Source organism: Pseudomonas sp. HY7a-MNA-CIBAN-0227 (assembly GCF_040310325.1).
In the GTDB taxonomy this organism is placed as follows: Bacteria; Pseudomonadota; Gammaproteobacteria; order Pseudomonadales; family Pseudomonadaceae; genus Aquipseudomonas.
Genome location: NZ_JBEOPT010000014.1, coordinates 49,265 through 75,006, shown reverse-complemented (window position 1 = coordinate 75,006; position 25,742 = coordinate 49,265). Strand labels below are relative to the sequence as shown.

The window sequence follows — 25,742 nt, the reverse complement described above, 5'->3', positions numbered from 1 at the left end:
ACCACAAAAAACGGCACCTCACGGTGCCGTTCTACTAACGCCCCCTCTTACTTACGCGCCGCCTCCCACGACTTGAGCAACTCGTTGTAGTTGACCGTTTCACCCTTGGGCTTCTCGTTCGCCAGTTTCGGCTTCGGCGCCCCAGGCTGATCAAACCAGTATTGCGCATCGCGCTCCGGGTTCATCTTCGGCCCGCAGATCGGCTGCACCTTGGAGCGTTCCAGACGCGTCATGATGGCGTCCTGGTCCTTGGCTAAACCGTCCAGCGCCTGTTGCGGGGTTTTCTCGCCGCTGGCGGCTTCCGAAATATGGCTCCACCACAGTTGGGCCAGGCGTGGATAATCCGGCACGTTGGTCCCGGTCGGTGTCCATTGCACACGGGCCGGGCTGCGATAGAACTCCACCAGCCCGCCAAGCTTCGGTGCCAGGTCGGTCATGGCCTGGGAGTTGATGTCAGACTCGCGGATCGGCGTCAGGCCGACGATGGTTTTCTTCAGCGACACGGTTTTCGAGGTCACAAACTGGGCATAGAGCCAGGCCGCCAGTTTCTGTTTCTCCGGTGTCGACTTGAGGAAGGTCCAGGAACCCACGTCCTGATACCCCAGCTTCATGCCCTCCTCCCAATACGGCCCACGCGGCGATGGCGCCATGCGCCACTTCGGCGTGCCGTCGGCATTCATCACCGGCAGGCCGGGTTTGGTCATGTCGGCAGTAAAGGCGGTGTACCAGAATATCTGCTGGGCGATGTTGCCCTGGGACGGCACCGGCCCGGATTCGGAGAAGGTCATGCCCGCTGCTTCCGGCGGCGCGTAGGCGCGCATCCAGTCGACATACTTCTGCGTGGCAAAGACCGCCGCCGGGCCATTGGTGTCGCCGCCCCGGGTGACGCTGGAGCCCACCGGATGGCAATCCTCGACGCGAATGCCCCATTCGTCCACCGGCAAGCCATTAGGCAAGCCTTTGTCGCCACCACCAGCCATGGAGAACCAGGCATCGGTGAAACGCCAGCCCAGAGACGGGTCTTTCTTGCCATAGTCCATGTGCCCGTAGACGCGCTTGCCGTCGATTTCCTTGACGTCTTCGGTGAAGAACTTGGCGATGTCTTCATAGGCCGACCAGTTCACTGGCACGCCCAACTCATAGCCGTACTTTTCCTTGAACTTGGCTTTCAGGTCCGCACGCTCGAACCAGTCGGCGCGGAACCAATACAGGTTGGCGAACTGCTGGTCGGGCAACTGGTAGATCTTGCCGTCCGGCGCGGTGGTGAAGGAAATGCCGATGAAGTCCTTGAGGTCCAGGGTCGGCGAGGTGAAGTCCTTGCCTTCGTTGGCCATAAGATCGGTGATGGATTCAGTCTTGCCGTAGCGAAAGTGCGTACCGATCAAATCCGAGTCGTTGACCCAGCCGTCATAGATGTTCTTGTCGGACTGCATCTGGGTTTGCAGCTTCTCCACCACGTCGCCTTCCTGCAACAGGTCGTGGGTCAGCTTGATCCCGGTGATTTCGCTGAAAGCCTTGGCCAGCACCTTGGATTCATACTCGTGGGTGGTCAGGGTTTCCGACACCACGTTGATCTTCATCCCACGAAACGGCTCGGCCGCCTTGATAAACCACTTCAACTCTTCGAGCTGCTGGGCTTCGGTCAGGGTGGACGGTTTGAACTCACTGCCGATCCATTTTTTCGCCGCGTCCTCGTAGGCATCGGCCCAGGCTGCAGCGCTCAACCCGCTGAGCGCCAGCACGGCCGCCAATGAAATGCTATGTCGCAGCTTATTGTTTTTGTCGAACATAGAGACCTCCTGGTTAAGTACAGAGTGGGGGTGCCAAGACCTGGCAACTAGCCCCAGCGCATCACAGCCAACAGCCACACCAGGGACAGCGCGGACGCCACCCAGATGCTCCAGCCGGTCACGCCAATCACCAGCAAATGCAGGTAGGCGCTCCCGAGAAGACCAATAAACAAACGATCACCACGAGTGGTGCTGATCGGTAAAAAGCCGCGCCGGGGGATACTCGGCGAGCGCAACTCCCAGGTGGTCATGCCCGCCAGCAGCAGGGCAATGGCCGCAAAGAACAGCGCAGTCGGGGTGGTCCAGGCCATCCATTCCATCATCGACTCCTCAGACCCGGCCCAGAGCAAAGCCCTTGGCCACATGGTTACGAACAAACCAGATCACCAGCATACCCGGCAGAATGGTCAACACTCCCGCCGCCGCCAGTACACCCCAGTCAATGCCGGAGGCCGAGACCGTACGGGTCATCACCGCCGCGATAGGCTTGGCGTTGACCGACGTCAGCGTGCGCGCCAGCAACAGTTCGACCCAGGAAAACATAAAGCAAAAAAACGCCGTCACGCCGATCCCAGAACCAATCAAGGGGATAAAAATCTTCACAAAAAACTTGGGAAAACTGTAGCCATCGATGTAGGCGGTTTCATCGATTTCCTTGGGCACCCCGGACATGAAGCCTTCAAGAATCCACACCGCCAGCGGCACGTTGAACAGGCAATGAGCCAGGGCCACGGCGATATGGGTGTCGAACAGGCCGATAGACGAATACAGCTGGAAAAATGGCAGCAGAAACACTGCCGGCGGCGCCATACGGTTGGTCAGCAGCCAGAAAAACAGATGCTTATCCCCCAAGAAACGGTAGCGGGAAAACGCATAGGCTGCCGGCAACGCCACGCTTAGGGAAATCACCGTATTCAGGCTGACGTAATACAGCGAGTTCAGATAGCCGGTGTACCAACTGGGGTCGGTGAAGATCACCTTGTAGTTAGCCAGGGTGAAATCCTGGGGAAACAGTGTCAGGCCGCCGAGGATTTCGGTGTTGCTCTTGAAGGACATGTTCAGCAGCCAGTAGATCGGCACTAGCAGGAACAGGATGTAGATCAGCAGCGGCACAAGCTTGCGTTTGCTCATGATGGCGGCCTCAGCGATTGGCGTCGGAGTGGGTCATGGCGGTATAGAACAGCCAGGACACCAACAGGATGATCAGGAAATACACCAGGGAAAATGCCGCCGCCGGGCCCAGGTCGAATTGCCCTACGGCCATCTGGGTCAAGGTCTGGCTCAGGAAGGTGGTGGCATTGCCTGGACCCCCGCCGGTCAGCACAAACGGCTCGGTGTAGATCATGAAACTGTCCATGAAGCGCAGCATCACCGCGATCAGCAGCACGCTCTTCATCTTTGGCAACTGGATATGTCGGAATACCGCCCAGGCTGATGCGCGATCAATACGCGCCGCCTGGTAATACACATCCGGGATCGCCCGCAGCCCCGAATAGCACAGCAGTGCTACCAGTGAAGTCCAGTGCCAGACGTCCATCACCAGCACCGTGACCCAGGCGTCCATGGTGTTGGCGGCATAGTTGTAGCTGATGCCCATCGCATTGAGGGTCGAGCCCAACAAACCGATATCGGCCCGGCCGAAGATCTGCCAAATAGTACCGACCACGTTCCACGGGATCAGCAACGGAATCGCCATGACGATCAGCACCAGGGACGACCAGCGGCCCTTGGTGGGCATGGTCAAGGCAATGGCTATCCCCAAAGGAATCTCGATCAGCAGCACGCAGGCGGAATAAATGAACTGGCGCAGCAACGAGTCATGCAATCGCGGGTCCAGCAGCACCTGCTTGTACCAGTCAGCGCCGACAAAGTAGCGGCTGGACTGGTCGAAAATGTCCTGCACCGAATAGTTGACCACCGTCATCATCGGAATCACTGCGCTGAAGGCCACCAACAGAAACACCGGCAGCACCAACCACCAGGCCTTATTGTTCTGCACCTTATTCATGGCTGCATCTCCAGCAGGTAATCGTCGGCATAGACCATCAACCATTGCGCGGGAAAGCTGATGGACGCCCGGCCCTCTGGCACCGGCTTGTCCTCGGCCAGGCGCACTTTCAGCGGCGCGCCATCGAGGTTCAGGGTCATGATCTTGTAGGTGCCTAGGTCTTCGACGTGGACCACATCAGCCTGCAACGCATCGGGGTTGGGCTCATCCCAGACATGGATAAACTCCGGGCGAATGCCGACCTGCAGTTTTTTGTAATCCATTTGCGCGATCCGCTGTTGCAGCGCCTCGGACAACGCCAGGTGCGTCCCGGCAAAGCACACGCCACCGGCGTCCGCCTGCACTTCGATCAGATTCATCCCAGGGCTGCCGATGAAATAACCGACAAAGGTATGACTGGGCCGCTCGAACAACTCCCGTGGCGTGCCGAATTGCACGATCTGCCCGCCGTACATCACCGCAATCTTGTCGGCAAAGGTCGAGGCTTCCAGTTGGTCGTGAGTGACGTAGACCATGGTGATGTTGAACTGCTCGTGGATCTGCTTGAGCTTGCGCCGTAGCTTCCATTTCAGGTGTGGGTCGATCACCGTCAACGGCTCGTCGAACAGGATCGCTGACACGTCATCGCGCACCAGCCCACGGCCCATGGAGACCTTTTGCTTTTCATCGGCAGTGAGGTTGCGAGCCTTCTTGCTCAACAGGGCCTGCAGGTCGAGGACCTCGGCAATTTCCTGCACCTTGCTGTGAATTTTCGCGGGTGCCATGCCCTGGTTGCGCAAGGGAAAGGCCAGGTTGTCGAACACCGTCATGGTGTCGTACACCACCGGAAACTGGAACACCTGGGCGATGTTGCGCTTTTCCGGGGTCAGCTCGTTGACCACCTTGCCGTCGAACATCACTTGGCCTTCCGACGGGCTGAGCAGGCCGGAGATGATATTGAGCAAGGTGGACTTGCCGCAGCCTGAGGGGCCAAGCAACGCGTAGGCGCCACCCTGCTCCCAGACGTGGTTCATTTCGCGAATGGCGTAGTCCTCAGGGCCTGTTGGCGTAGGACTGTAGCTATGAGCCAGGTTCTGCAAATGGATTTCGGCCATCAGGCAACCCTCGCGACACGTCGACCGGGGGCCTGGACTAACCGTCCCTGACCATCGAACACAAACAATTTGTGGGTGGGGATATAGATCCGGATCGGCGCATCGACGTCGTATTCGTGAACCCCAGGCAGATGCAAAACCAGCAGAAAATGTTCACTGCGCACATGCAGGAACGTTTCCGAGCCGCTGATTTCCGCGACTTCCACGGTTACCGCCAGCTCCAGGTCATCATCATTGCTGGGCACCAGGCTGATATGGCTGGGGCGCACGCCAAAGCGGAACTCACCTTCACCGATGGGCCGCAGGTCGACGTTCAGCGGGAAATGCACGAAGTTGGCGAAACTCACTTCATTACCACTAATCCGTCCCGGCATCAGATTGATCGGCGGTTCGGAAAACAATTCGGCAGCCAGAACCGTTCGCGGCTGGTGGTACACCTCAGCGGCCTTGCCGCTCTGGATCACCCGGCCTTCGTGGAGGATCGTGGTGGTGCCGCCCAAGGCCAGGGCTTCGTTGGGTTCAGTGGTGGCGTAAATGGCGATGGTGTGGCGCGCCTTGAACAGTTCGCGCATTTCCTGACGCAGTTCTTCCCGAAGTTTGTAGTCCAGGTTCACCAGCGGCTCATCGAACAGGATCAACTCGGCGTCCTTGACCAGCGCTCGGGCCATGGCCGTGCGCTGCTGCTGGCCACCGGATAGTTCCAAGGGATGGCGTTGCAGAAATTTCTCGATGCGCAGCATCTTCGCGGTTTCCAGTACCTTGCTCTGGATCTGCTCAGCCGAGACACCGGCCTGGCGCAACGGCGAAGCGATGTTCTCGTAGACCGTCATGGTCGGGTAATTGATGAACTGCTGGTAGACCATCGACACGTTGCGCAACCGCACCGATTGTTGGGTGACATCAACACCATTCATCAGGATGCGACCGCTGACGGGCTTGTCCAGGCCGGCCATCAGACGCATCAAACTGGTCTTGCCGGACAGGGTGCGGCCCAGCAGAACGTTGAAGGAGCCGGCTTCAAAGCGCAGATTGACATCATCGATCCAGGTCTGGCCTTCGACGACGCGGGTGACATGTTCCAGGGTCAATGACATGACACGACCTTTTTATTATTGGAATTGTTCTATCGAAATGTCAGAGCGAGTTTCGTGCCAAAAGCCAATAGCCAGCGCAGGTCCTTGATAAGAAAGGCGTTGGGTAAAGGGAAGGCAAACCCAGCGTTCACTGCTGAACAGAAATGAACATCCCGCACTGAACAATTGAACAGCCTCCAGGTTGACAATGAACAGTTCTGAACAACACTGAATGAGCCTTTGTAGGAGCGCGCTTGCTCGCTCCACAAGATGAGCCCCATAAAAAAACAATAAAAAGAAGGTCACAGAAATGGCCGCACCTGCCCCACTGCTGACTCACGACACCATCATCCAGGACTCCTGGCGCCGCTGCCGCGCCTTTGGCCTTGATCATCAGAGCACGCCGAGCTTCGATCAACTGCCCGCCGAGGGCATCAGTCAACTGCTGGAAAGCCAGCATTCCCTGGTGCAGACCACCCACCAGGAAGTCCTGCCCTATTACGAGAACATCCTCAGCAACTCCAACTGCCTGATCATGCTCGCCGACAACCAGGGCCAGGTGCTGACCTCCTGGGGCACCCAACGTTTTATCGAGCCTAAACTGGCCCGAGGCTTCAGCGCCGGCGCCAGTTGGATGGAGCGCTCCAGTGGCACCAACGCCATCGGCACCGCCCTGGCCTGTGCCCAGGCAGTACATATCGAGCACGATGAACACTTCCTCAAGGCCAATCGTTTCATGACCGGCTCGGCGGCGCCGATCTTCGACGCCAAGCGCGAGATCATCGCGGTACTGGACGTGTCCAGCGACAGTTACCTGCCGCCGTCCCACACCCTGGGCATGGTCAAGATGATGAGCCAGACGGTGGAAAACCGGCTGATCCTCAACCTGTTTAGCGGCGAACATTTCCAGCTGACCTTCAATACCGGCCTGAGCAACCTCGACAGCCAGTGGGCCGGCTTGCTGATTTTCAATGAAAGCGGCCAGGTGCTATCGGCCAACCGCCGTGCCGACAACCTGCTGGGCATCAGCTTGTCGCGGGTGACGATCGACAGCCTGTTCAAGGTGTCGCTGCTGGAACTGCTCAACCAACCCGAAGGCTTGCCCTTCGCCCTGCAAGCCGCCGGGCGCAACCGCTTCCAATGCCTGTTGAAGCGGCCCAAACAGACGCCGATCCAGGCCCGCGTGTTTAGCGATCCAGCGCCCGCCGTAGCCACCCCTATCAGCCTCAAGACCCTGCACTTTGGCGACAGCCGTGTGGAAAAGGCCGTACGCCAGGCCGAGCGGCTGTTGGAAAAGGATATTCCGCTGCTGATCCACGGTGAAACTGGCGTCGGCAAAGAAGTGTTCGTCAAAGCCCTGCACCAGGCCAGCTCCCGCAGCCAACAAGCATTTATCGCCGTCAACTGTGCGGCGATTCCTGCCGAGCTGGTGGAATCGGAGCTGTTTGGCTACGAAAAAGGCGCGTTCACCGGCGCCAATCAGAAAGGCAGCATCGGCCTGATCCGCAAGGCCGACAAAGGCACTCTGTTTCTTGATGAGATCGGCGACATGCCCCTACCAACCCAGGCTCGACTGCTGCGGGTATTGCAGGAACGCTGCGTGCAGCCAGTGGGCAGCAGCGAGTTGTTCCCGGTGGACTTGCGGATCATCTCCGCCACCAACCGCTCGTTGCGCGCACAGGTACAGATCGGCCGCTTTCGCGAAGACCTCTATTACCGCATCGGCGGCCTGACCCTGGAACTGCCGCCCTTGCGCGAGCGCAGTGACAAGCAGGCGCTGTTCAAGCAATTGTGGCAACAACACCGTGAACCGACCCAATGGGCTGGGCTGAGCGCCGAAGTACTGGCGCTGTTCGATCAACATCCGTGGCCGGGCAATTTGCGCCAGGTCAGCAGCGTGATGCAGGTGGCGCTGGCCATGGCTGAAGATCAGCCAATCCGGCCGGAACACTTGCCGGATGATTTCTTTGTGGATCTCAACGTAGCGGCACCGCTCCCCGCCAATGAAGTTCTGGATGACAACCTGGACCTCAACCAACAGCTAAAAGCGTTGGGTGGCAACATTTCCCATCTTGCCCGTGAGTTGGGCGTGAGCCGCAACACCTTGTACAAGCGTCTGCGCCAGGGTGACAGCTGACTCCTACGCTGAAGCGCAGATGTAGTCGATGACTTGACGAAACGTCCTATCAGTACTGACGAATAAGTCCGACTTCTTTCTCTTACAAGTAGAGAATATCCATGAGAATCCGTAGAAATCATCACCATCAAAAACAATACTCGTGAAAGTTTGACAATAGAATACGAGGATGGGAAACCAGCTTTAACCCTATTACTAGATAACGGACTCAAGAAAACTTATACAGCCAGCGATCTGTATGACTGCCTTGGCCTACTAAGAGCAGACTTTAAAGACACAAAATTTTTATGCAAGGGAGCTAAAGTCAACATGCATACTTCTGGAATGTCATCGTACATATCAAATGGGCTTGTTGCATATGAACTCAAAATGGGCCAGTCGGACGGGGAACTGGTCTATATTTTTGATCATGATGAAAATAACATAACCAACAACATCCAGGAGCAACATGATTTTTGTACACACTGGGTTGCCTCTTTATAGTAGCCAGCCCCTAAACGGGACAACTATATTTGCCCCTACCCACACTTCAGACCTTCCTTAGCGATATAGCTTAGTTCTTTCTCTTGACTAGCTTGCTAATATAATATTTGAGACTTAATCGATCTTTTGGCCTTGGTTTGTAATGGGTTTTGTTTCTTTGTGCGGGATCGACCGCCATGGTTTGTGCAGTATAGTAATAAAGTGCAATAGACCTGCGCGTGATGTGCTCCGGAGTTGTCAATGGCTCTGGGTGCCCATGATTGCTATCTTTGTCTGTGTTAAAAATGACGCAGCGGTTATAAATTGGCAGGACTTTTTCAAGACACCTCTTCATGTCGACATCCCAAAGTTCCAAATTGCCGCCGTATTCCTCTTGCCAGTCCTCATTCAGGTAAATTATGACATTCAGCCTGCGTTCAACATTAAGTTTCTTGTTGAGCCTGAAGTCTGAGTGCACCCCTAGGAAACCACCACTTTTTGTTTCATGCAGCCCGCCACCGGTAAAATAGGGATCGGGGATCAAACCTTCGATGCCCGTGAGTTTTTCAAGAAACTGCAACATGGGGGCCGAGTTAAACGCGTTGAAAAGAGTCTTCAAAAATGGGGCGCATTCGTTGGGACTTATTTGACGTTTACGCTGGCCTTTATAGCCGCGCTCGTAGAGCATTTCGTTGTTAGTCGGCTCGACTGGGAAGTGCGAGCAGATACTCGCAATCAGGTCTGCCTGTAAAAAATCATCGATTACTATATGCGGAAATGGCGTAGCCTGGACATAGCGGCTGGCAAGTGAATAACCAAAAGCGCTGGCGGCGTTTTGATCGAAATCAAGCTCTGGGGAGAGGGTGATGGGTAGTGCTTGAGTGATGGGTGCCATTACCGCTCCAATAACTTAATATAAAGACCTGTGGATGACACTCAAACAGTGTCGCACACACTACTCGCCGTGCGGCTTCGAAGCTTAACTATTGCTGTCTTTCTTGTTCATACGCTTAAGGATATTGTTGTACATATTGGTTCGTCTATGAGTCTCTCCATAGCCACCAGCTGCTGCAACAGTACCGGCCTGAATGTGATCTAGGTAGCTGAAAATTTTACGTGGCGATAACATTTCAATGACATAGCCAAGCTCGGTCATGCGGTCTTGGAGGGTATAGCCAGGCACACGATCATCCATCGAAAAATGCATGCCGTGCTGCTTGACAAGTTTGCAGTTCCACAACGTACAAAAGCTCTTCAAGTAGACTTCCTTGTACGGCTTTGGTTCTCTGGAACGTAATCCCAGGGAAACTTTCAGGTGTCTGAAATGGTGTTTGAAGAGTCGCGAGCTAAAGCGCCAAAGGGTTCTCGCGGCGCCACGATTTAATTGTTCTACACAGCCGACGGCTACGACTTTGGGGTTTTTAATACATTTATTTAGCATCATCGAGAAAACGTTTTTATCGAAAACAAACGTATCGGTGTGCATCAGGAATAAATAATCAGTTTCAATTCGCTCCAAAACCATGTCAAGTGCTTTGCCATGCGCAATATGGCCCGGTTCTGGTTCAGGAGCAGTACGCTCGATTAAGTTGATCCAGTCAAGTGTCCGCAAATACTCGGTACTCTCATCGGCAGAGTAGTTATCAACCACCCATATTGGGACGTTGCTACCACCCACATGCTTGCGCAATAAGTCCAAGCATATTTTGGTAATTTCTGGCGTCTTGTAGTTTACTATAACTATACTGAATAGTTTAGAGTCGTCGACTAGTAAATCAGTACTGCTCATCGTTCAGACACTCAATAGTATTATAGGTAAGTATAGAAATGATCGGACCCGCATGCAGCTGTGCTGCTTATATGCCTGCGCGATATTTTGTGAAACTACAAAACACCACTTATTAAGTCGCCTTGCCATACACTGAACAACCATAGCGTGTTCCGACCCGATGGAGAGCAGTAGAGTCAGCCGTCATCGTATAAGGATCTACTCTGTAGGTAAATATCCGTGAATTAGTTTGTTACATCAGAAGGCTGGCTAGGCGAGCTTCTTGGGAATGAGTGAGCTGAGCGTACATAAGCCATCCAGGAGCAAAAACGACTCGGCGCGCGCTGGGAGCGCCTCATTCTAATTGAGCCCAACATCTAGGTTGCGACAAGAAAAGCCACAGGCAAGTCCCCCAAAACTCACACAAAAACGCCCCGAACCAGTCGGGGCGTTTTCATTCAGCGGGCAATCAACCCTAATCAGCCAACCGCCAAGTCGTCCCACCCTTCCCGTCTTCCAACACCACACCCATCGCAGTCAGTTGGTCACGAACTCGGTCAGACTCAGCCCAGTCCTTGTTAGCCCGGGCAGTCAAACGCGCCTGAATCAGCGCATCCACTTCAGCGGCATCAACGCGTCCTTCAGCGCCGGCTTGCAGGAAGTCATCGGCTTCCATTTGCAGGACGCCCAGCACACTGGCCAATTCTTTCAAGCGCGCCGCCAAACCGGCCGCTGCATCAATATCGCTCTCGCGCAGCCGGTTGATCTCACGCACCATCTCGAACAGCACCGCGCAGGCTTCCGGCGTGCCGAAGTCGTCGTTCATCACTTGGGTGAAACGCTCAACGAACGCTTCGCCGCCAGCAGGAGCAACGGTCGGTAGGCCTTTCAACGCGTGGTAGAAACGTTCCAGGGCGCCCTTGGCGTCCTTGAGGTTGTCTTCCGAGTAGTTGATGGCGCTGCGATAGTGGCTCGACACCAGCAGGTAACGCACAACTTCCGGGTGGTACTTTTCCAGCACATCGCGGATGGTGAAGAAGTTGTTCAAGGATTTGGACATCTTCTCGCCATTGATGCGAATCATGCCGCAATGCATCCACGCGTTGGCGTAGGTCTTGCCGGTGGCCGCTTCGCTTTGGGCTATTTCGTTTTCGTGGTGCGGGAACTCCAGGTCGCTGCCACCGCCATGAATGTCGAAGGTCTCGCCCAGGCAGCAGGTGGACATCACCGAGCATTCGATGTGCCAGCCCGGACGCCCGGCGCCCCATGGTGACTCCCAGCTCGGCTCGCCGGGCTTGACGCCTTTCCACAAGACGAAGTCCAGTGGGTCCTGTTTGGCTTCGTCGACTTCGATCCGCGCACCGATACGCAGGTCTTCAATTTTCTTGCGCGACAGCTTGCCGTAACCCATGAACTTGGCGACGCGGTAGTACACGTCGCCATTGCCCGGGGCGTAGGCGTAACCCTTGTCGATCAGGGTCTGGATCATGGTCAGCATGCCAGGGATATGATCCGTGGCGCGGGGTTCCATGTCCGGTTTGAGGATGTTGAGGCGCGCCTCGTCCTCGTGCATCGCGGTGATCATGCGCTCGGTCAGCACGTCGAACGGCTCGCCGTTCTCGCGGGCGCGGTTGATGATCTTGTCTTCGATGTCGGTGATGTTGCGCACATACGTCAGGTCATAACCGCTGAAACGCAACCAGCGGGTCACCAGGTCAAAGGCAACCATGCTGCGGCCGTGGCCGATATGGCAGTAGTCGTACACGGTCATGCCGCAGACGTACATGCGCACCTTGTTGCCATCCAAAGGCTTGAAGACTTCTTTGCTCTTGCTGAGCGTGTTGTAGATCGTTAGCACAACAATTCCTTCTCTCTATGCAAAGCCGGTCAGGCCTGCATGATCACTGGCCCCACGAATCACGCAAGGTCACGGTACGGTTGAATACCGGCTGACCAGGTTTCGAGTCCTTGATATCCGCGCAGAAGTAACCTTCGCGCTCGAACTGGAAACGGTCTTCCGGCTGTGCATTACCAAGTGATGGCTCAGCACGACAACCTGTAAGAACTTGCAGCGAGTCAGGGTTAATGTTGTCCAGGAAGCTGGCGCTGTCTTCGGCCTTCTCAGGGTTGGCCGAACGGAACAGACGATCGTACAGGCGTACTTCGCATTCGATGCTGGCCGCAGCCGGCACCCAGTGCACCACGCCCTTGACCTTGCGACCTTCAGGGTTCTTGCCCAGGGTGTCCGGATCGTAGGAGCAACGCAGCTCGACGATGTTGCCATCGGCGTCCTTGATCGCTTCGTCGGCACGGATCACGTAGCTGCCGCGCAGGCGCACTTCGCCGTTGGGCTCCAGGCGCTTGTAGCCTTTTGGCGGCTCTTCCATGAAGTCTGCACGGTCGATGTAGATTTCACGGGCAAACGGCAATACCCGCACGCCCATGTCTTCTTTCGGGTGGCACGGCAGTTCGAGGTTCTCGACTTGGCCTTCCGGGTAGTTGGTAATCACAACTTTCAGCGGATGCAGCACGCACATGGCGCGTGGTGCGCTGTGGTCGAGGTCGTCACGGATGCTGAATTCCAGCATGCCGAAGTCCACCACGCCGTCGGAACGGTTGGTGCCAACCATGTCGCAGAAGTTGCGGATCGATTTTGGCGTGTAGCCACGGCGGCGGAAACCCGACAGCGTGGACATGCGCGGGTCGTCCCAACCGAAGACGTGCTTTTCATCGACCAGTTGCTTGAGCTTGCGCTTGCTGGTGATGGTGTAGTTCAGGTTCAAGCGGCTGAACTCGTACTGACGCGGATGCGCCGGTACGGGCAGGCTGTCGAGGAACCATTCGTACAGCGGACGGTGGCTTTCGAACTCCAGGGTGCAGATGGAGTGGGTGATGCCTTCGATAGCGTCCGACTGACCGTGGGTGAAATCGTAGTTGGGGTAGATGCACCACTTGTCACCGGTCTGGTGGTGGTGAGCGTGACGGATGCGGTACATGATCGGGTCGCGCAGGTTCATGTTCGGCGAGGCCATGTCGATCTTGGCTCGCAGTACACGATCGCCGTCCTTGAACTCGCCGGCTTTCATGCGGGCGAACCAGTCCAGGTTTTCTTCAACCGAACGGTCGCGGAACGGGCTGTTCTTGCCAGGCTCGGTCAGGCTGCCACGGTATTCCTTGGCTTGCTCCGGGCTCAGGTCGTCAACGTAGGCCTTGCCGGCCTTGATCAGCTCGACAGCCCAGGCGTACAACTGGTCGAAATACTGCGAGGCATAGCGCACTTCACCGGACCATTCAAAGCCCAGCCACTTGATGTCGCTTTCAATGGCGTCGATGTATTCCTGGTCTTCCTTGGCCGGGTTGGTGTCGTCGAAACGCAGGTGCGTGACGCCACCGAACTCCTGGGCCAGGCCGAAGTTGACACAGATCGCCTTGGCGTGACCGATGTGCAGGTAGCCGTTGGGCTCTGGCGGGAAGCGGGTGACGATCTGCGTGTGCTTGCCCGAATCCAGGTCCGCCTGGATGATCGGGCGCAGGAAATTGACCGGGACGGCAGGTCCGGCCTTGGAATTCGAGGTAGGGTCGACAGTGGGCTTGCTCATAGGATCCTTGAACAGACGAAGTACGTGGCCGGGGTAGGCCTAAAACAAAGGGCTTATCATAGCCGATGCTGTCAATCACCTGACAGAGCGCGGCCAAAAACTGCTTCATTTATTGCATGGGCGGTAAAAAACCACCTCGAAATTCCTGCAGGTCACGCTAAACTGCGCACCTTGGCCGTCGTTTGGCCAAACAGGTAGCGGCGCCAAAAACGCCCGAACCCACGAATTCCTTGAAAGAGTAGCGAACATGACTCAAGTCAAACTGACCACCAACCATGGCGACATCGTTCTGGAACTGAACGCTGAGAAAGCACCGATTACCGTTGCCAACTTCATCGAATACGTTAAAGCAGGCCACTACGAAAACACGGTTTTCCACCGTGTCATCGGCAACTTCATGGTCCAGGGCGGCGGTTTCGAGCCGGGCATGAAAGAAAAGAAAGACAAGCGCCCAAGCATCCAGAACGAAGCGGACAACGGTCTGCCCAACGTGAAGTACTCTGTCGCCATGGCTCGTACCATGGAGCCGCATTCGGCCTCCGCTCAGTTCTTCATCAACGTGGCAGACAACAGCTTCCTCAACCACAGCGCCAAGACTACTCAGGGCTGGGGCTACGCGGTATTTGCCAAAGTAGTTGAAGGCACCGACGTCGTGGACAAGATCAAGGGTGTTTCCACCACCATGAAATCCGGCCACCAGGACGTACCCGCAGAAGACGTGATCGTCGAGAAAGCCGAGATCATCGAAGCGTGATACTGCTGATTTCAGATTTGCATCTGGAAGAGGAGCGCCCGGACATTACCCGGGCGTTTCTGGATTTACTGAAAGGTCGCGCTCGCTCCGCGCACGCGTTGTACATTCTGGGAGACTTCTTCGAAGCCTGGATTGGCGACGATGCGATGACGCCCTTCCAGCGTTCTATTTGCGAGGCTCTGCGTGAGCTGAGCGACAGCGGCACCCCGATTTTTCTGATGCACGGCAACCGTGATTTCCTGCTGGGCAAGGTGTTCTGCAAAGCTGCAGGCGCCACCTTACTCAAGGACCCCTCTGTCGTGCAGTTTTATGGCGAGCCAGTGCTATTGATGCACGGCGACAGCCTCTGCACCCGCGACGTCGGCTATATGAAGCTGCGGCGCATCCTGCGCAACCCCATTACCCTGTTTATCCTGCGTCACCTGCCCTTGGGCGCCCGGCACAAACTGGCGCGCAAGCTGCGCAGTGAAAGTCGTGCCCATACGCGGATGAAAGCCAACGATATTGTCGATGTGACGCCCGAGGAAGTGCCGCGGGTGATGCAGGCGTTTGGCGTGCACACGCTGGTGCATGGGCATACCCATCGCCCGGCCATTCACAAGTTGCAGATTGGCGATCAAGCGGCCAAGCGCATTGTGCTGGGGGATTGGGACAAGCAGGGTTGGGCGTTGCAGGTGGATGAGCAAGGATTTCAGTTGGCGGCGTTTGATTTTGTGAATCCGCAGTTGGCGTTGCCTGGAAGCTGAATATCCCTGTGATGAGCGGGCTTGTTGTGGCGAGCGGGCAAGCCCGCTCGCCACAGTGTTAAAACACCGAACCTAGTGTCCGCTCGCCGCCGGCCCCGCCTTCGCGGTAAACGGCGGTTTGGCTAACCACACCAGCAGAATCAATCCCATGAACATCCACCCCATCAACGTGAAGTAATCCACGGTGGACATCATGTACGCCTGGCTGGTCAGTATCTGATCCAACTGCGCATACGCTTGGTGACTGGCACCGCCCAAGGTATTCAGGGCATCTCGTGTCGCAGAGTCGTAGGTACTCATGCTCTCGCTCATGTAGGCATGATGCTGGTCCGCCCGGCGAATCCAGATCCAGGTAGTCAGCGACGCCGCAAAGCTGCCGCCCAGGGTCCGCAGGAAGGTCGCCAGGCCCGCGCCATCGGCGATCTGGTGCGGCGGCAGGTCGGACATCAGAATGCTCAAGGTCGGCATAAAGAACAGCGCCACACCGATGCCCATGAACAGCTGCACCAGAGCGATGTGCTGGAAGTCCACTTCATTGGTGAAGCCGGCACGCATAAAGCAGCTCAGGCCAATCGCCAGGAATGCCAGCCCGGCCAACAGCCGCAGGTCGAACTTGTGGGCGTACTTGCCGACAAACGGCGACATCAACACCGGCAAAATACCGATCGGTGCCACGGCCAGGCCTGCCCAGGTAGCGGTGTAGCCCATCTGGGTCTGCAACCATTGCGGCAGGATCAGGTTGATCCCAAAGAACCCCGCGTAGCCAAACACCAATACGATAGTGCCGATGCGGAAGTTGCGATGAGCAAACAGCCGCAGGTTGACCACCGGGTGTTTGTCGGTCATTTCCCAGATCACGAACACCGCCAGGGCAACCACCGAGATCACTGCGCCGATGATGATGAAGTTCGACTCGAACCAGTCCAGGTCGTTGCCCTTGTCGAGGATGATCTGCAAGGCGCCGACCCCCACAATCAGGCTCAACAGCCCGACATAGTCCATCGGCTGGTAACTGGTGACCACCGGCCGCTTCCTTAACTGCGAGCGCACCACCATTACCGCAAAGATGCCGATGGGCACGTTGATAAAGAAGATCCACGGCCAGCTGTAGCTGTCGGTAATCCAGCCGCCGAGGATGGGACCTGCAATCGGCGCCACCACCGTGACCATCGCCAGCAACGCCAGGGCCATGCCGCGCCTGGCCGGCGGATAGACCGCGATCAACAACGTCTGGGTCATCGGGTACAAGGGCCCTGCCACCAGGCCTTGCAGCACGCGAAAACCGATCAGCTCAGGCATCGACGTAGAGATGCCGCAGAGAAACGAGGCCAGCACGAACAGGATGGTGGCCCACAAAAACAGCTTAACCTCACCGAAACGGCGGCTCAGCCAGCCGGTCAACGGCAAGGCAATAGCGTTGCTGACGGCGAACGAGGTGATGACCCAGGTGCCCTGCTCCGAACTCACCCCAAGGTTGCCGGAAATGGTCGGCAACGCCACGTTGGCGATGGTGGTGTCGAGCACCTGCATGAAGGTCGCCAGGGACAGGCCGATGGTGGCCATCAGCAAGCTGGGCGGCGTGAAGGAGGCGTTATTGCTCATTAGCGCTGCGCTGCCTTGGGAGCCGCCACACTGTTGTCATGAATCAGTTGGGTGATCATCGCGTCGGCTTCGACCAACTGACGGTCGTACACGTTGGTGCTGAACGAGGCTTTTTGCGGCGGTTGTTGCGCCAGTACCGGGCCGCTCTGGTCGTGCAGATCGACATTGACCAGGGTCGACAAGCCGACTCGCAAAGGATTCCTGGCCAACTCTTCGGCATTGATATGGATCCGCACCGGCACCCGTTGCACGATCTTGATCCAGTTGCCGGTGGCGTTCTGCGCCGGCAGCAAGGCGAAGGCACTGCCGGTCCCGGCGCCTAGGCTGTCGATGGTGCCGCTGTACTTCACGTCGCTGCCATAGATATCAGCTTCGATGTCCACAGGCTGGCCAATGCGCATTTGGCGCAGTTGGGTTTCCTTGAAATTGGCGTCGATCCACAGCTGGTCCAGCGGGATGACCGCCATCAGCGCGGTACCCGGCTGCACACGCTGGCCCAATTGCACAGTGCGCTTGGCGACATAACCGGTGACCGGCGCGATCAAGGTGCTGCGGGCGTTGCTCAGGTAGGCCTGACGCAGTTGCGCAGCGGCGGCCTGCACGTCTGGATGGGAGGAAATCACTGTATCATCCACCAGCGCACTGGAGGTCTTGAACTGCTGCTGGACGTTGGCCAGGGCATTCTGCGCCGAGGTCAGGTCGTCACGGGCATGGGACAGTTCTTCGAGGGAAATCGCCCCGCCCTGGGCCAGGTTTTTCCGACGGTTGTAGTTGTCCTGGGCCTTTTGCACTTCGGCTTTCTGCGCCAGGACCTGGGCTTTCATGCCATCGACATTGCTGTACAAACCCCGCACCTGGCGCACGGTGCGCGCTAGGTTGGCCTGGGCACTTTGCAAGCCGACGGCGGCATCGTTGGGGTCGAAGTTGATCAGCACCTGGCCTTCGTGAACCAGGTCGCCATCGTCGGCGCCGATGCTGACCACGGTGCCAGTGACCAGCGGGGTGATTTCCACCACGTTGCCGTTGACGTAGGCGTCGTCGGTGCTTTCGCTCCAGCGCCCGTAAAGTTCATGCCAGCCCCAGACGCCCACGATGCCGAGGATGACGATCAGTGCCAGGCCCAGCAGCATGATTTTGCGTTTGCGCGGGTTGCTGTCGTTGGGTTGTTCTGTGGTGTCGGTTGTTTGGGCAGTGGCCATGACAAGTACCTTGAATTATTCAGTGCGCGTGGCAGGAGTGGTCGACGCCACGTTAGCGGTGTGAAAACCACCACCCAGGGCCTGCATCAATTGAATCGAAAGATCGATTTGCTCGGCATTCAGGCTGGCCAACTGGCGCTGGGCCTGCAGCAGTTGCTGTTCGATGCTGAGCACGTCCAGGTAATTACCGATACCTGAGCCGTAACGCTGAACCACGGTGTTGTAGGAATCCTGAGCAATGTCCGTGGCGTGTTGCTGGGCCTGGATCTGCCGACCGATGTCCCGCAGTTGCGAGAGGCTGTCGCTGACATCCCCCAACGCTTTCACCAGGCTTTTGTTGTACTGGGCCACCGCCAGGTCGTAGTCGGCGTCTCGGGAATCAAGATCGGCACGCAGACGGCCGCCGTCGAAAATCGGCAGGGACACAGTGGGGGCGATGTTGAAGAAGCGGCTGGCGGAACCGAACATGGCATCTCCCAGTAACGACTCAGCCCCGGCGCTAGCGCTCAGGTTGAGGTTGGGATAGAAGTTGGCCTTGCCGGCGACGATATTCTTGCTCGCCGCTTCTACTCGCCAACGGGCGGCCACCAGGTCAGGACGCCGGCCCAGCAGTTCGGCTGGCAGCACCGAAGGCACGGCGACTGCGCTGGGTGTCAGCACATTCGGGCGGGTCAGCTCGTTGCCACGGTCCGGGCCTTTGCCGAGCAGTACCGCCAGGGCGATTTTCGCGCTCTGCAGCTTTTTCTCGGCGTCGATCAATTGCGACTCGGAGCTGGCTTGCAGGCTTTCGGTTTGCTGGTATTGGTACTGGCTGTCGATCCCGGAACTCAGGCGGCGCTTGCTCAGGTTGAGCATCTGCCGCGTACGCTTGAGGTCGTCGTTGGCCAGGTCATGGAGAATATGGGCCTGACCAAGATCGCTGTAGGCCCGCGCCACGTCGGCGGCCAGGGTCAACTGCGCGGCCTGCTGGTCGACTTCGGCGGCGCGAGCCTGGCCCAATGCCGCTTCCCAGGCAGCACGCTGGCCGCCCCACAGGTCGAAGTTGTAATTGAAGCTGGCACCGACGTTACGCACGGTGGCGTAGGCATCACCCCGGCCCAACGGGTCCTGATCCTTGGCCAGGCGCGAACGGCTAATACCGGCGCTGCCATCCAGGGTTGGCATGCGTGCGGCGTCTGCGGCGTAGGCCGCTGCTTCGGCCTGATGGGCTCGGGCGCTGGCCACTTGCATATCAGGGCTGTCGCGCAGAGCCTCCTGGATCAGGCCGTCGAGCTGTGGGTCGCCGAGGCTTTTCCACCAGTCGTTTTTTGGCCAGGCGGCAGGCGACAGGAGCACGCCACTGAGGGATTTACCCGCTTGCAGGTTATTGGCTTCGATCGTTTTGCCTTGGGTGTCCAGGCCGCTGAAGTTGGCACAACCGGCCATGCTCATAGCCATTAGCACGAGGCAAAGGGCGCGAGCATTCATGAGTTACCTACCCGCTGAAGGGTGATGGGATCACCCGCAGCTATCAGAATCTTCTTCAAAATATGTTCCAGGGTTTTCAATTCCCCCGGCTCCAGGGCCCCCGCTAGTTGGTTCAAAGCCTGCGCCCCGATGTGCGGGAGCATGTCCGCCAGGCTCTGCCCTTCCGGCGTCAGCACCAGTTGCACCTGGCGCCGGTCCTGTTCGGAGCGCTTGCGCGCCAGCAGGTCTTTTTGCTCCAGGCGGTCGAGCATGCGAGTCATGGAGCCGCTGTCCAGGGACAGGTGCGCGCATAGCTGCGCCGGGGTATCGACGCCGAACTGGGCCATGATGATCAACACCTTGAACTGCGCGGCAGTGATGCCGTGGGGTTCCATATGGGTGTCGATGATGCGGTCCTTGAGCAAGGCGGCGCGACCCAACAGGAGGCCGAGGTGGCAGTTGTGGAGGTTTTCGGGGGTGAAGTGTTTCATCGAGACCTACCTATTAACTGCCTAGGCAGTGAATGTATGACAAGATATTACTGCCTAGGCAGCAAATGTCAAACAAATAGTTAGGGTGCTTTGTATAAGGCGGATAGATGATTATCCCTTGTAGGAGCAGGCTCGCTCCTACAAGGGCTGGGGTTTAGAAATCCCGCTTGTAGAAGATATCCAGCGAACTGGCCACACCGCTGGCCACTTCCAGGTAAACCTTTTTACTCAGCAAGTAACGCAGCGCAATGGTACTGGCCGGTTCAAACACCCCGACGCCATAGCGCAAGCTGAGCTTTTCCGAGATCTTGCCGCTGGCCACCACGGCGGTGTTGTTGCCACTGCCCTGAGTGTCGAGTTCAAAGTCCTGGATTCCCAGGTTCTTGGCAATGTCCGAAGTCACCCCGGCGCTACCCATCAACCCCAGGCCCAGCGCCGCCTGGGCCAGCATGTTGTTGTCTTCGCCGGTGGTAGTCAGCGGGCGCCCCAGCACCAGGTAGGACAGCGCCTGCTCCTGGCTCATGGCCGGTTCCGAGAAGATTTGCGTAGTGGGTTGTTCAGCGCTGCCGCTCAGGCGGATACCGGCGATTACATCGTCGGTCTGGCGGATGGCCTCGATGTCCAGGTACGGCTGATCAAGGGGACCGGCAAACAACAGCCGTGCACGGCGCACGGTAAGGCGCTGGCCGTAGGCACGATAACGGCCATCGTTGAGCCACAGTTCGCCACGGGTGTCCATGTTATCGCCGATGTGTACATGGCCTTGCAGGTTGGCCGTCAAGCCGAACCCGGCAAAGCTCAATTTGTCCTCGCCCACTACCACGTCGATGTCCATGGCCATCGCCAACGGCGGCTTGCCCTCCTCGGTCTGGCTGCCGACGATCACCGTGTCATCGGAGACCTTGACCGTCGACGGCGGTAGTTCACGCACGATGATCTCGCCCTTGGGAATCTGCACCTTGCCGGAGATGGCCAGCTTATCGTTGTTCATGGTGATCTTCAGATCGGGTGCCACTTCCAGGGCCGCATAGGGCTCGACGGTGACCGGCAGGTGCGTGCCTTGCAGGCTGATGTCCACGGCCAGGGTGTGGCCCCAGTCGATCTGGCCTTTGACCGTGCCCTGCCCGGCCTTGCCACTGCGCCAGCCGCCGTTGAGTTGCACGCTTTCGCCAGCGATCAAGGCCTGGATGTTCAGGCCCTCAAAGCTGGTGGGCAATTCAGGGCCGGAGATTTCGCCGCCGATCAGGTTGACGCTGCCGTTGACCTGGGGCGCCAGGAGGCTGCCGGAGATTCGCCCGTTACCATTGAGTTTGCCGTTGAGCTTCTCAACCATCGGTACAAACGGCCGCGCCACCGCCAGGTCCAGGCCGATCAGGCTGAAATTGCCGGTCAACGGTTTGTTCTTCGGCAATGGATTGATTTGGGCCTGTAACAACAACTCGCCCAGCTTGCCACCCCGAAAATTCAGTTGGGTGTCGATGCGCTTGGGATTGAGGGTGGTCTCCAACGTCAACGCGTCGTAGGGAAAATCCAGCCATTGATCCTTGTCCTTGACCCGCAAGGTACCGCCACTGGCATCCACCGAGACCACACCTTTGGGGCCACTGGCCGGCAGATCCAGTTGCACGTCCGCGTTGAGTTTGCCCTGCCAGGCGAAATCCTTGGGCAGCCATTGCGCCAGGCTGTCGATGGGGAATTGCTTGAGGTGGTAACGCAGCTTGGGCTCGGGCATCAAGCGCTGATCTTCGCCACACAAACTGGCCGCTCCGGAGACCCAGCAATGAGCGGAAAGGGTCAGCTTGCCATCAGCCATTCGTTCGATTTTAGCCGGAGCCTGTAGCTTCCAATCCTGCCCACCGGCTTGTACGTCACCGCTGGCCAGCCGGCCGCGCCAGTTGCCTTTGTCGAGATTGCCGTCCAGGGCCAGGGCCAGTTTGACCAGCGGGCCGACGAGGTCCACTTGCACTTTCTGGCTTTTGATATCGCCCTGGGCGCTGGCGGTGAAAGTCCCGACCTGGGTTTCGCCGGCCTGAATGCCACTGCCCTTGAGGTCGATTTTTGCCCGTTGGGCGGTGTCGAGGCTGGCATCCAGGGACAGGTTTTGCAGGCGATTGTCTTCAAACGCCAATTGCTGGCCCAACAGATTGAGCTTGCCCTGAGGCGCTTTCAACGTGCCGGCGACATCGAGGCGACCGTTGACCTGCCCGCGCAGTTGCGGCCACAGCTGGGCCAGGCGCGTCAGCTTGATGTCGATCTGCCCGGCCAAGCGCTGTTGCAAACTGCCGCTGCCGTTGATGCGGTTGTCACCCAGGCGAATATCCAGGGCGCCGAGGGTCCATTGCTCGCCCGCGCCGTCGGCCTTGGCCTGCAACACCACTGGCTGGCCGCGCAAACGGCCCTTGAGGTCCAGATCGGCGTTCAGCTTAAGCTGCCCGTTCTTCATTTCGCCTTTGCTGCGCAATGGGCCGGCCAGAGTGCCCGGTAATTGCGCGACCCAGTACGCCGGATTGATTGCCGACAGGTCCAGCGCGGTATCCCAGGCAATGCCATCGGCAAACTGCAGGTTCAGGTGCCCTTCGGCCTTGCCTTGGCCGGCGGCCAGTTTCAACTGCGGCAGGAACACTTGCTTGAGGTCGCCGCTGAACGGGCTGACCAGGCTGAACTTGCCGGCCGGGCCATCGAGGTCGGCCTTGAAGTTGCCCAGGTAGTTGCCGTCCTTGTAGAAGACTTCGCCGTCAAAGGTACGCAACACCACTTGGGGTTCGTCGATCAGCGGGTAGAGGCGATGCCAGGGAAAGTCCAGCCAGTGGATCTTGGCGTCGGCGCTGAAGCCTTGCTGCCAATCCAGTTGAGCGCTTAATTTGAGGCTTTGCTTGTCTGCGGCGTTCAAGTGCAGGCCCGCGAGCTGTGCACCCTTGGCGTCGACGCGGCCTTGCAGAAGCAAGTCCACCGGGCCTTTTTCCGCCGGCAGGACGGCTTTGCCCAGCAGTTGGTAGCCACTGCTCAGGTCGCCCTTGGCGGTGAGATCAAGCTGATTGAGTTGCAGGGTGTCGGGCAAATCAGCGCTGGCCTTGAAGCCGTCGGCGGTGATGTGCACTTGCGCTGGTAGGTTTTCCACCAGGGGTTGCAGCTCGCCGCTGAGTTTGCCTTGCAGATAGCCGCTGCTGTCGGCATCGAGCTTGAGGGTCTTGAGCAAGTCGCCATCGACTTTGAGCGCAATGGCCCAAGGTGCGCCACCGGGAGCGTAAGGCAAACTCAGGTTGCCGGTCGCACTCAACGGCCAATCGCCAATCGGTTGCAGCAAACCGGACAACTCCAGGGTCAGGTCATCCCGCTGCAAGTGCACCGAGTCGATTTTCATCCCCTCGGCAGTCCAGTGGGCTGCCAGTTGCAAGCCCTTGAGTTCTTCGCTGCCGTTGAACAACAGGCGGCCGACGCGCACGTCACCCAGCTGGATCGCCAACGGCAGTTTTAACTCCGGCAGGCTGATGGGGGCGCTGCTTTCATCGGTGCTGGGGGGAAATTGCAGGCTGACTTGTTCCACGTCCAGCTGATCAATGCACAACGTCATGCGCATCAGGCACCCAGGTGACCAGTCGAACCTGGGGGCATTGAGTTCCACCCGGCTGCTGTCTTGCTGCCACAGGAGATGATCAGCGCTCCATTGCCCGCCCAGGCGACCCTGGAAGTTGTCGACAGTCAAACCCGGTACTTGATTCAGCACCCAGCGACTGCCAACTTGCGTGCCCAGCACCGCCCACAGCGCCAGAAACAACACCGCAAAAACCGCAAGAACGGCCAGCCCCGCTATTTTCAAACCACGCATCACAGCTCAGGCCCCATGGAAAAGTGCAAACGAATGCCGCCCGGGTCTTCCAGGGCATGGGCCAGGTCGAGGCGGATCGGCCCTACCGGCGATACCCAACGCACACCAACGCCGACGCCGGTTTTCAGGCTCGGCAGTTCCAGGCTGTTGAAGGAGTTACCTTGGTCGATAAAGGTCGCAATTCGCCATTTTTCGGCGATGGAGTATTGATACTCGGCGCTCACAGCCACCATGTAGCGGCCACCGATGCGATCGCCCTCGGAGTTTTCCGGCGACAGGGTCTGGTACTCATAGCCGCGCACGCTCTGGTCGCCACCGGCAAAAAAGCGCAGAGACGGCGGCACTGATTTGTAGCCGTTGGTGGTACTGCCGCCGAACTGCGCCCGGGCGAGGAAGCGGTGGTTGTCCCATAGGGTGGTCAAGCCTTTGACCATCGCCGTGCCGTAAAGCAGGTTGGTGTCAGAGCCCAAGCCCTCCTTGGCGACCTTGGCATCAAATTGCAGGCGATAGCCGTTATGGGGATCGATACGGTTGTCACTGCGCAGGTAGGAATAGCTGACGCCGGGCATCAGCAGATTGCTCAGGCCCGAGTCATCCCCCAGGCGATACTCTTCGCGCTGCCACTTAAGGGAGATCACCCGCGTCCAGCCACTGGGCAACTTGCTGTGCCATTCAGGGCCGAAGGTGAGCAATTTACTCAGGGTGTCGGTGTTCGACAGTTCTTCATTTTGATAGCCACCAGCGAAACGCAGTTTGTCGGTCAGCGGCGGGTCAAGCGGAATGTCATACCACAGACCGACGTTCTGCCTAGGCGCCGACAATTCGGCCTCCCAGCCATAGCTGTGCCCCTGCGAATTGGCCCAGTGGCGGGTCCAGTTGGCTTTGCCGCGTGGGCCGACGTCCGTGGAAAAGCCCAGGCCCAGGCCCATGGTTCGCGGCTTGCGGGTTTCCAACTGGACCGCTACTGGAATCACATCATTGGCCGCAGCAGCAGGTGCCGCATCGACACGCACGCCTTCAAAAAAGCCACTGGATTGCAGGGCCTGGTTGAGTTCGGCGATCAATTCGGAATCGTAGGGCGCGCCACTCTGGAACGGCACCATGCGCTGCAACAGGTCTTCATCGAACGGCGCGTCGCCAGCAAAGCTGACCTTGCCCAGGGTGTAGCGCGGGCCGCTGTTGTAGACGAGGTCGATATCGGCCACGCCCGCCTGGGGGTCGACCGATAGTTTTTGGCTGGTGAAGCGGCCACTGAAAAAACCGTAACGGGAAGCCTGGTTCTGGATCAGCCGCTTGGCGTCTTCGTAGCTGCCATGGTTGAGCACTGCACCGGGCTTGAGTTCGTTGCTGTCAGGCACACGAAAGGATTTAAGGCTGGCAGCCTGGCCGTCGACGCGAATGGTCACATTGCGCAAGTGCACCGGCTCGCCGGGGTCGATGGTGAGGATCAGGCGTGGGTTTTTGCCGCCCGTGACGTCACTGGCGATCTGCGGCTGATAAAAGCCCAGCGCCTGGGCGGCCTTGCGGGCCTGCTCTTCGGCACCACGACTGAAGCGCAACAAGGCTTCTTCGTCACGATCGCCCACCCCGCCAATATAGCCTTCGATGTTGGCTTTCAGCGCGTCGTTTGAAGGCTTGATCCGCACGTCCAATTCGCTTTGCGCCAACGCGCCGCAGCTTGTGAACAGTAGAATCAAGCCGCTGGTAAATTTTCCGGGAAACTTCATAGGCGCGGATGCTACACGAG

General features: G+C 58.0%; 19 protein-coding genes. 3 read left to right on the top strand and 16 right to left on the bottom strand.

Translation table 11 applies throughout. The features are described from left to right. Positions 1-47: 47 nt before the first annotated feature. The 6 genes from AAEZ06_RS21115 to AAEZ06_RS21090 are packed head-to-tail and all read right to left on the bottom strand — an operon-like array spanning position 48 to position 5,986. Positions 48-1,790, bottom strand: coding sequence for an ABC transporter substrate-binding protein (locus tag AAEZ06_RS21115; RefSeq protein ID WP_133100255.1), 1,743 nt, complete (start codon positions 1,788-1,790; stop codon positions 48-50). A 47-nt stretch (positions 1,791-1,837) separates the two neighbouring features. Continuing rightward, positions 1,838-2,110 carry a DUF2160 domain-containing protein gene (locus AAEZ06_RS21110; protein WP_133100256.1) on the bottom strand — a complete coding sequence of 91 codons (273 nt, stop codon included), beginning with the start codon at positions 2,108-2,110 and terminating at the stop codon, positions 1,838-1,840. A 10-nt stretch (positions 2,111-2,120) separates the two neighbouring features. Further along, entirely contained in the window at positions 2,121-2,921 is an 801-nt protein-coding gene (locus tag AAEZ06_RS21105) for a carbohydrate ABC transporter permease (RefSeq protein WP_124387065.1), read from the bottom strand. Positions 2,922-2,931: 10 nt separating this feature from the next. Beyond that, entirely contained in the window at positions 2,932-3,798 is an 867-nt protein-coding gene (locus AAEZ06_RS21100; RefSeq protein WP_149414131.1) for a carbohydrate ABC transporter permease, read from the bottom strand. Further along, on the bottom strand, positions 3,795-4,892 hold the full coding sequence (locus AAEZ06_RS21095; RefSeq protein WP_149414130.1) for an ABC transporter ATP-binding protein: 1,098 nt from the start codon (positions 4,890-4,892) through the stop codon (positions 3,795-3,797). The genes AAEZ06_RS21100 and AAEZ06_RS21095 overlap by 4 nt, the downstream gene beginning before the upstream one ends. After that, a complete protein-coding gene (locus AAEZ06_RS21090; protein ID WP_350616043.1) occupies positions 4,892-5,986 on the bottom strand; it encodes an ABC transporter ATP-binding protein in 1,095 nt (364 codons plus the stop codon). The genes AAEZ06_RS21095 and AAEZ06_RS21090 overlap by 1 nt, the downstream gene beginning before the upstream one ends. 289 nt (positions 5,987-6,275) lie before the next feature. Here AAEZ06_RS21090 and AAEZ06_RS21085 point away from each other — a divergent pair, with 289 nt between their 5' ends. Next, positions 6,276-8,102, top strand: a complete 1,827-nt coding sequence (locus AAEZ06_RS21085; protein WP_350616041.1) for a sigma-54-dependent Fis family transcriptional regulator — start codon at positions 6,276-6,278, stop codon at positions 8,100-8,102. Between the two features lie 553 nt (positions 8,103-8,655). Here the strand turns inward: AAEZ06_RS21085 and AAEZ06_RS21080 are convergent. The 4 genes from AAEZ06_RS21080 to AAEZ06_RS21065 all read right to left on the bottom strand — a co-directional run bounded on the left by AAEZ06_RS21080 (position 8,656) and on the right by AAEZ06_RS21065 (position 13,931). Beyond that, positions 8,656-9,459 (bottom strand): 2OG-Fe(II) oxygenase, encoded by an 804-nt coding sequence (locus AAEZ06_RS21080; RefSeq protein ID WP_350616039.1) that lies wholly within the window; start codon positions 9,457-9,459, stop codon positions 8,656-8,658. 84 nt (positions 9,460-9,543) lie between these two features. After that, the gene (locus tag AAEZ06_RS21075) at positions 9,544-10,353 is read right to left on the bottom strand and encodes a glycosyltransferase (RefSeq protein ID WP_149413972.1); all 810 of its coding nucleotides are present in this window, start codon (positions 10,351-10,353) and stop codon (positions 9,544-9,546) included. 454 nt (positions 10,354-10,807) lie between these two features. Then, positions 10,808-12,190 (bottom strand): cysteine--tRNA ligase, encoded by a 1,383-nt coding sequence (gene cysS, locus AAEZ06_RS21070; protein ID WP_350616037.1) that lies wholly within the window; start codon positions 12,188-12,190, stop codon positions 10,808-10,810. Between the two features lie 43 nt (positions 12,191-12,233). Beyond that, a complete protein-coding gene (locus tag AAEZ06_RS21065; RefSeq protein WP_149413974.1) occupies positions 12,234-13,931 on the bottom strand; it encodes a glutamine--tRNA ligase/YqeY domain fusion protein in 1,698 nt (565 codons plus the stop codon). 247 nt (positions 13,932-14,178) lie between these two features. Between AAEZ06_RS21065 and AAEZ06_RS21060 the strand changes: the two genes are divergently transcribed. Together AAEZ06_RS21060 and lpxH are read left to right on the top strand one after the other, a co-directional pair. Further along, positions 14,179-14,685: a peptidylprolyl isomerase gene (locus tag AAEZ06_RS21060; RefSeq protein ID WP_149413975.1), complete on the top strand. Its 507-nt coding sequence runs from the start codon at positions 14,179-14,181 to the stop codon at positions 14,683-14,685. Further along, the gene (lpxH, locus tag AAEZ06_RS21055) at positions 14,682-15,431 is read left to right on the top strand and encodes a UDP-2,3-diacylglucosamine diphosphatase (protein WP_350616034.1); all 750 of its coding nucleotides are present in this window, start codon (positions 14,682-14,684) and stop codon (positions 15,429-15,431) included. Before AAEZ06_RS21060 ends, lpxH begins: the two co-directional genes overlap by 4 nt. A 72-nt stretch (positions 15,432-15,503) precedes the next feature. Here lpxH and AAEZ06_RS21050 read toward each other — a convergent pair whose 3' ends face one another. The 6 genes from AAEZ06_RS21050 to AAEZ06_RS21025 all read right to left on the bottom strand — a co-directional run bounded on the left by AAEZ06_RS21050 (position 15,504) and on the right by AAEZ06_RS21025 (position 25,722). Continuing rightward, positions 15,504-17,033 (bottom strand): DHA2 family efflux MFS transporter permease subunit, encoded by a 1,530-nt coding sequence (locus AAEZ06_RS21050; RefSeq protein WP_149413977.1) that lies wholly within the window; start codon positions 17,031-17,033, stop codon positions 15,504-15,506. Further along, a complete protein-coding gene (locus AAEZ06_RS21045) occupies positions 17,033-18,232 on the bottom strand; it encodes an HlyD family secretion protein (RefSeq protein ID WP_149413978.1) in 1,200 nt (399 codons plus the stop codon). Before AAEZ06_RS21045 ends, AAEZ06_RS21050 begins: the two co-directional genes overlap by 1 nt. A gap of 15 nt (positions 18,233-18,247) precedes the next feature. Continuing rightward, positions 18,248-19,699, bottom strand: a complete 1,452-nt coding sequence (locus tag AAEZ06_RS21040; RefSeq protein ID WP_350616031.1) for an efflux transporter outer membrane subunit — start codon at positions 19,697-19,699, stop codon at positions 18,248-18,250. Next, complete coding sequence (locus AAEZ06_RS21035) at positions 19,696-20,169, bottom strand: MarR family winged helix-turn-helix transcriptional regulator (protein WP_149413980.1); 474 nt, start codon at positions 20,167-20,169, stop codon at positions 19,696-19,698. Before AAEZ06_RS21035 ends, AAEZ06_RS21040 begins: the two co-directional genes overlap by 4 nt. 154 nt (positions 20,170-20,323) lie before the next feature. Then, positions 20,324-23,995, bottom strand: coding sequence for a translocation/assembly module TamB domain-containing protein (locus AAEZ06_RS21030; RefSeq protein ID WP_350616029.1), 3,672 nt, complete (start codon positions 23,993-23,995; stop codon positions 20,324-20,326). Next, positions 23,995-25,722, bottom strand: a complete 1,728-nt coding sequence (locus AAEZ06_RS21025) for an autotransporter assembly complex protein TamA (RefSeq protein ID WP_350616027.1) — start codon at positions 25,720-25,722, stop codon at positions 23,995-23,997. The genes AAEZ06_RS21030 and AAEZ06_RS21025 overlap by 1 nt, the downstream gene beginning before the upstream one ends. Between the last annotated feature and the right edge of the window lie 20 nt (positions 25,723-25,742).

What these genes read in the sequence shown, in the direction of transcription:
- AAEZ06_RS21050 (WP_149413977.1), bottom strand. Translation starts at nt 17,033, where the DNA reads ATGAGCAATAACGCCTCCTTCACGCCGCCCAGCTTGCTGATGGCCACC.
- AAEZ06_RS21085 (WP_350616041.1), top strand. Translation starts at nt 6,276, where the DNA reads ATGGCCGCACCTGCCCCACTGCTGACTCACGACACCATCATCCAGGAC.
- AAEZ06_RS21090 (WP_350616043.1), bottom strand. Translation starts at nt 5,986, where the DNA reads ATGTCATTGACCCTGGAACATGTCACCCGCGTCGTCGAAGGCCAGACC.
- AAEZ06_RS21100 (WP_149414131.1), bottom strand. Translation starts at nt 3,798, where the DNA reads ATGAATAAGGTGCAGAACAATAAGGCCTGGTGGTTGGTGCTGCCGGTG.
- AAEZ06_RS21080 (WP_350616039.1), bottom strand. Translation starts at nt 9,459, where the DNA reads ATGGCACCCATCACTCAAGCACTACCCATCACCCTCTCCCCAGAGCTT.
- AAEZ06_RS21075 (WP_149413972.1), bottom strand. Translation starts at nt 10,353, where the DNA reads ATGAGCAGTACTGATTTACTAGTCGACGACTCTAAACTATTCAGTATA.
- AAEZ06_RS21025 (WP_350616027.1), bottom strand. Translation starts at nt 25,722, where the DNA reads ATGAAGTTTCCCGGAAAATTTACCAGCGGCTTGATTCTACTGTTCACA.
- AAEZ06_RS21065 (WP_149413974.1), bottom strand. Translation starts at nt 13,931, where the DNA reads ATGAGCAAGCCCACTGTCGACCCTACCTCGAATTCCAAGGCCGGACCT.
- AAEZ06_RS21060 (WP_149413975.1), top strand. Translation starts at nt 14,179, where the DNA reads ATGACTCAAGTCAAACTGACCACCAACCATGGCGACATCGTTCTGGAA.
- AAEZ06_RS21095 (WP_149414130.1), bottom strand. Translation starts at nt 4,892, where the DNA reads ATGGCCGAAATCCATTTGCAGAACCTGGCTCATAGCTACAGTCCTACG.
- AAEZ06_RS21035 (WP_149413980.1), bottom strand. Translation starts at nt 20,169, where the DNA reads ATGAAACACTTCACCCCCGAAAACCTCCACAACTGCCACCTCGGCCTC.
- AAEZ06_RS21030 (WP_350616029.1), bottom strand. Translation starts at nt 23,995, where the DNA reads ATGCGTGGTTTGAAAATAGCGGGGCTGGCCGTTCTTGCGGTTTTTGCG.
- AAEZ06_RS21115 (WP_133100255.1), bottom strand. Translation starts at nt 1,790, where the DNA reads ATGTTCGACAAAAACAATAAGCTGCGACATAGCATTTCATTGGCGGCC.
- AAEZ06_RS21045 (WP_149413978.1), bottom strand. Translation starts at nt 18,232, where the DNA reads ATGGCCACTGCCCAAACAACCGACACCACAGAACAACCCAACGACAGC.
- AAEZ06_RS21105 (WP_124387065.1), bottom strand. Translation starts at nt 2,921, where the DNA reads ATGAGCAAACGCAAGCTTGTGCCGCTGCTGATCTACATCCTGTTCCTG.
- AAEZ06_RS21040 (WP_350616031.1), bottom strand. Translation starts at nt 19,699, where the DNA reads ATGAATGCTCGCGCCCTTTGCCTCGTGCTAATGGCTATGAGCATGGCC.
- AAEZ06_RS21110 (WP_133100256.1), bottom strand. Translation starts at nt 2,110, where the DNA reads ATGGAATGGATGGCCTGGACCACCCCGACTGCGCTGTTCTTTGCGGCC.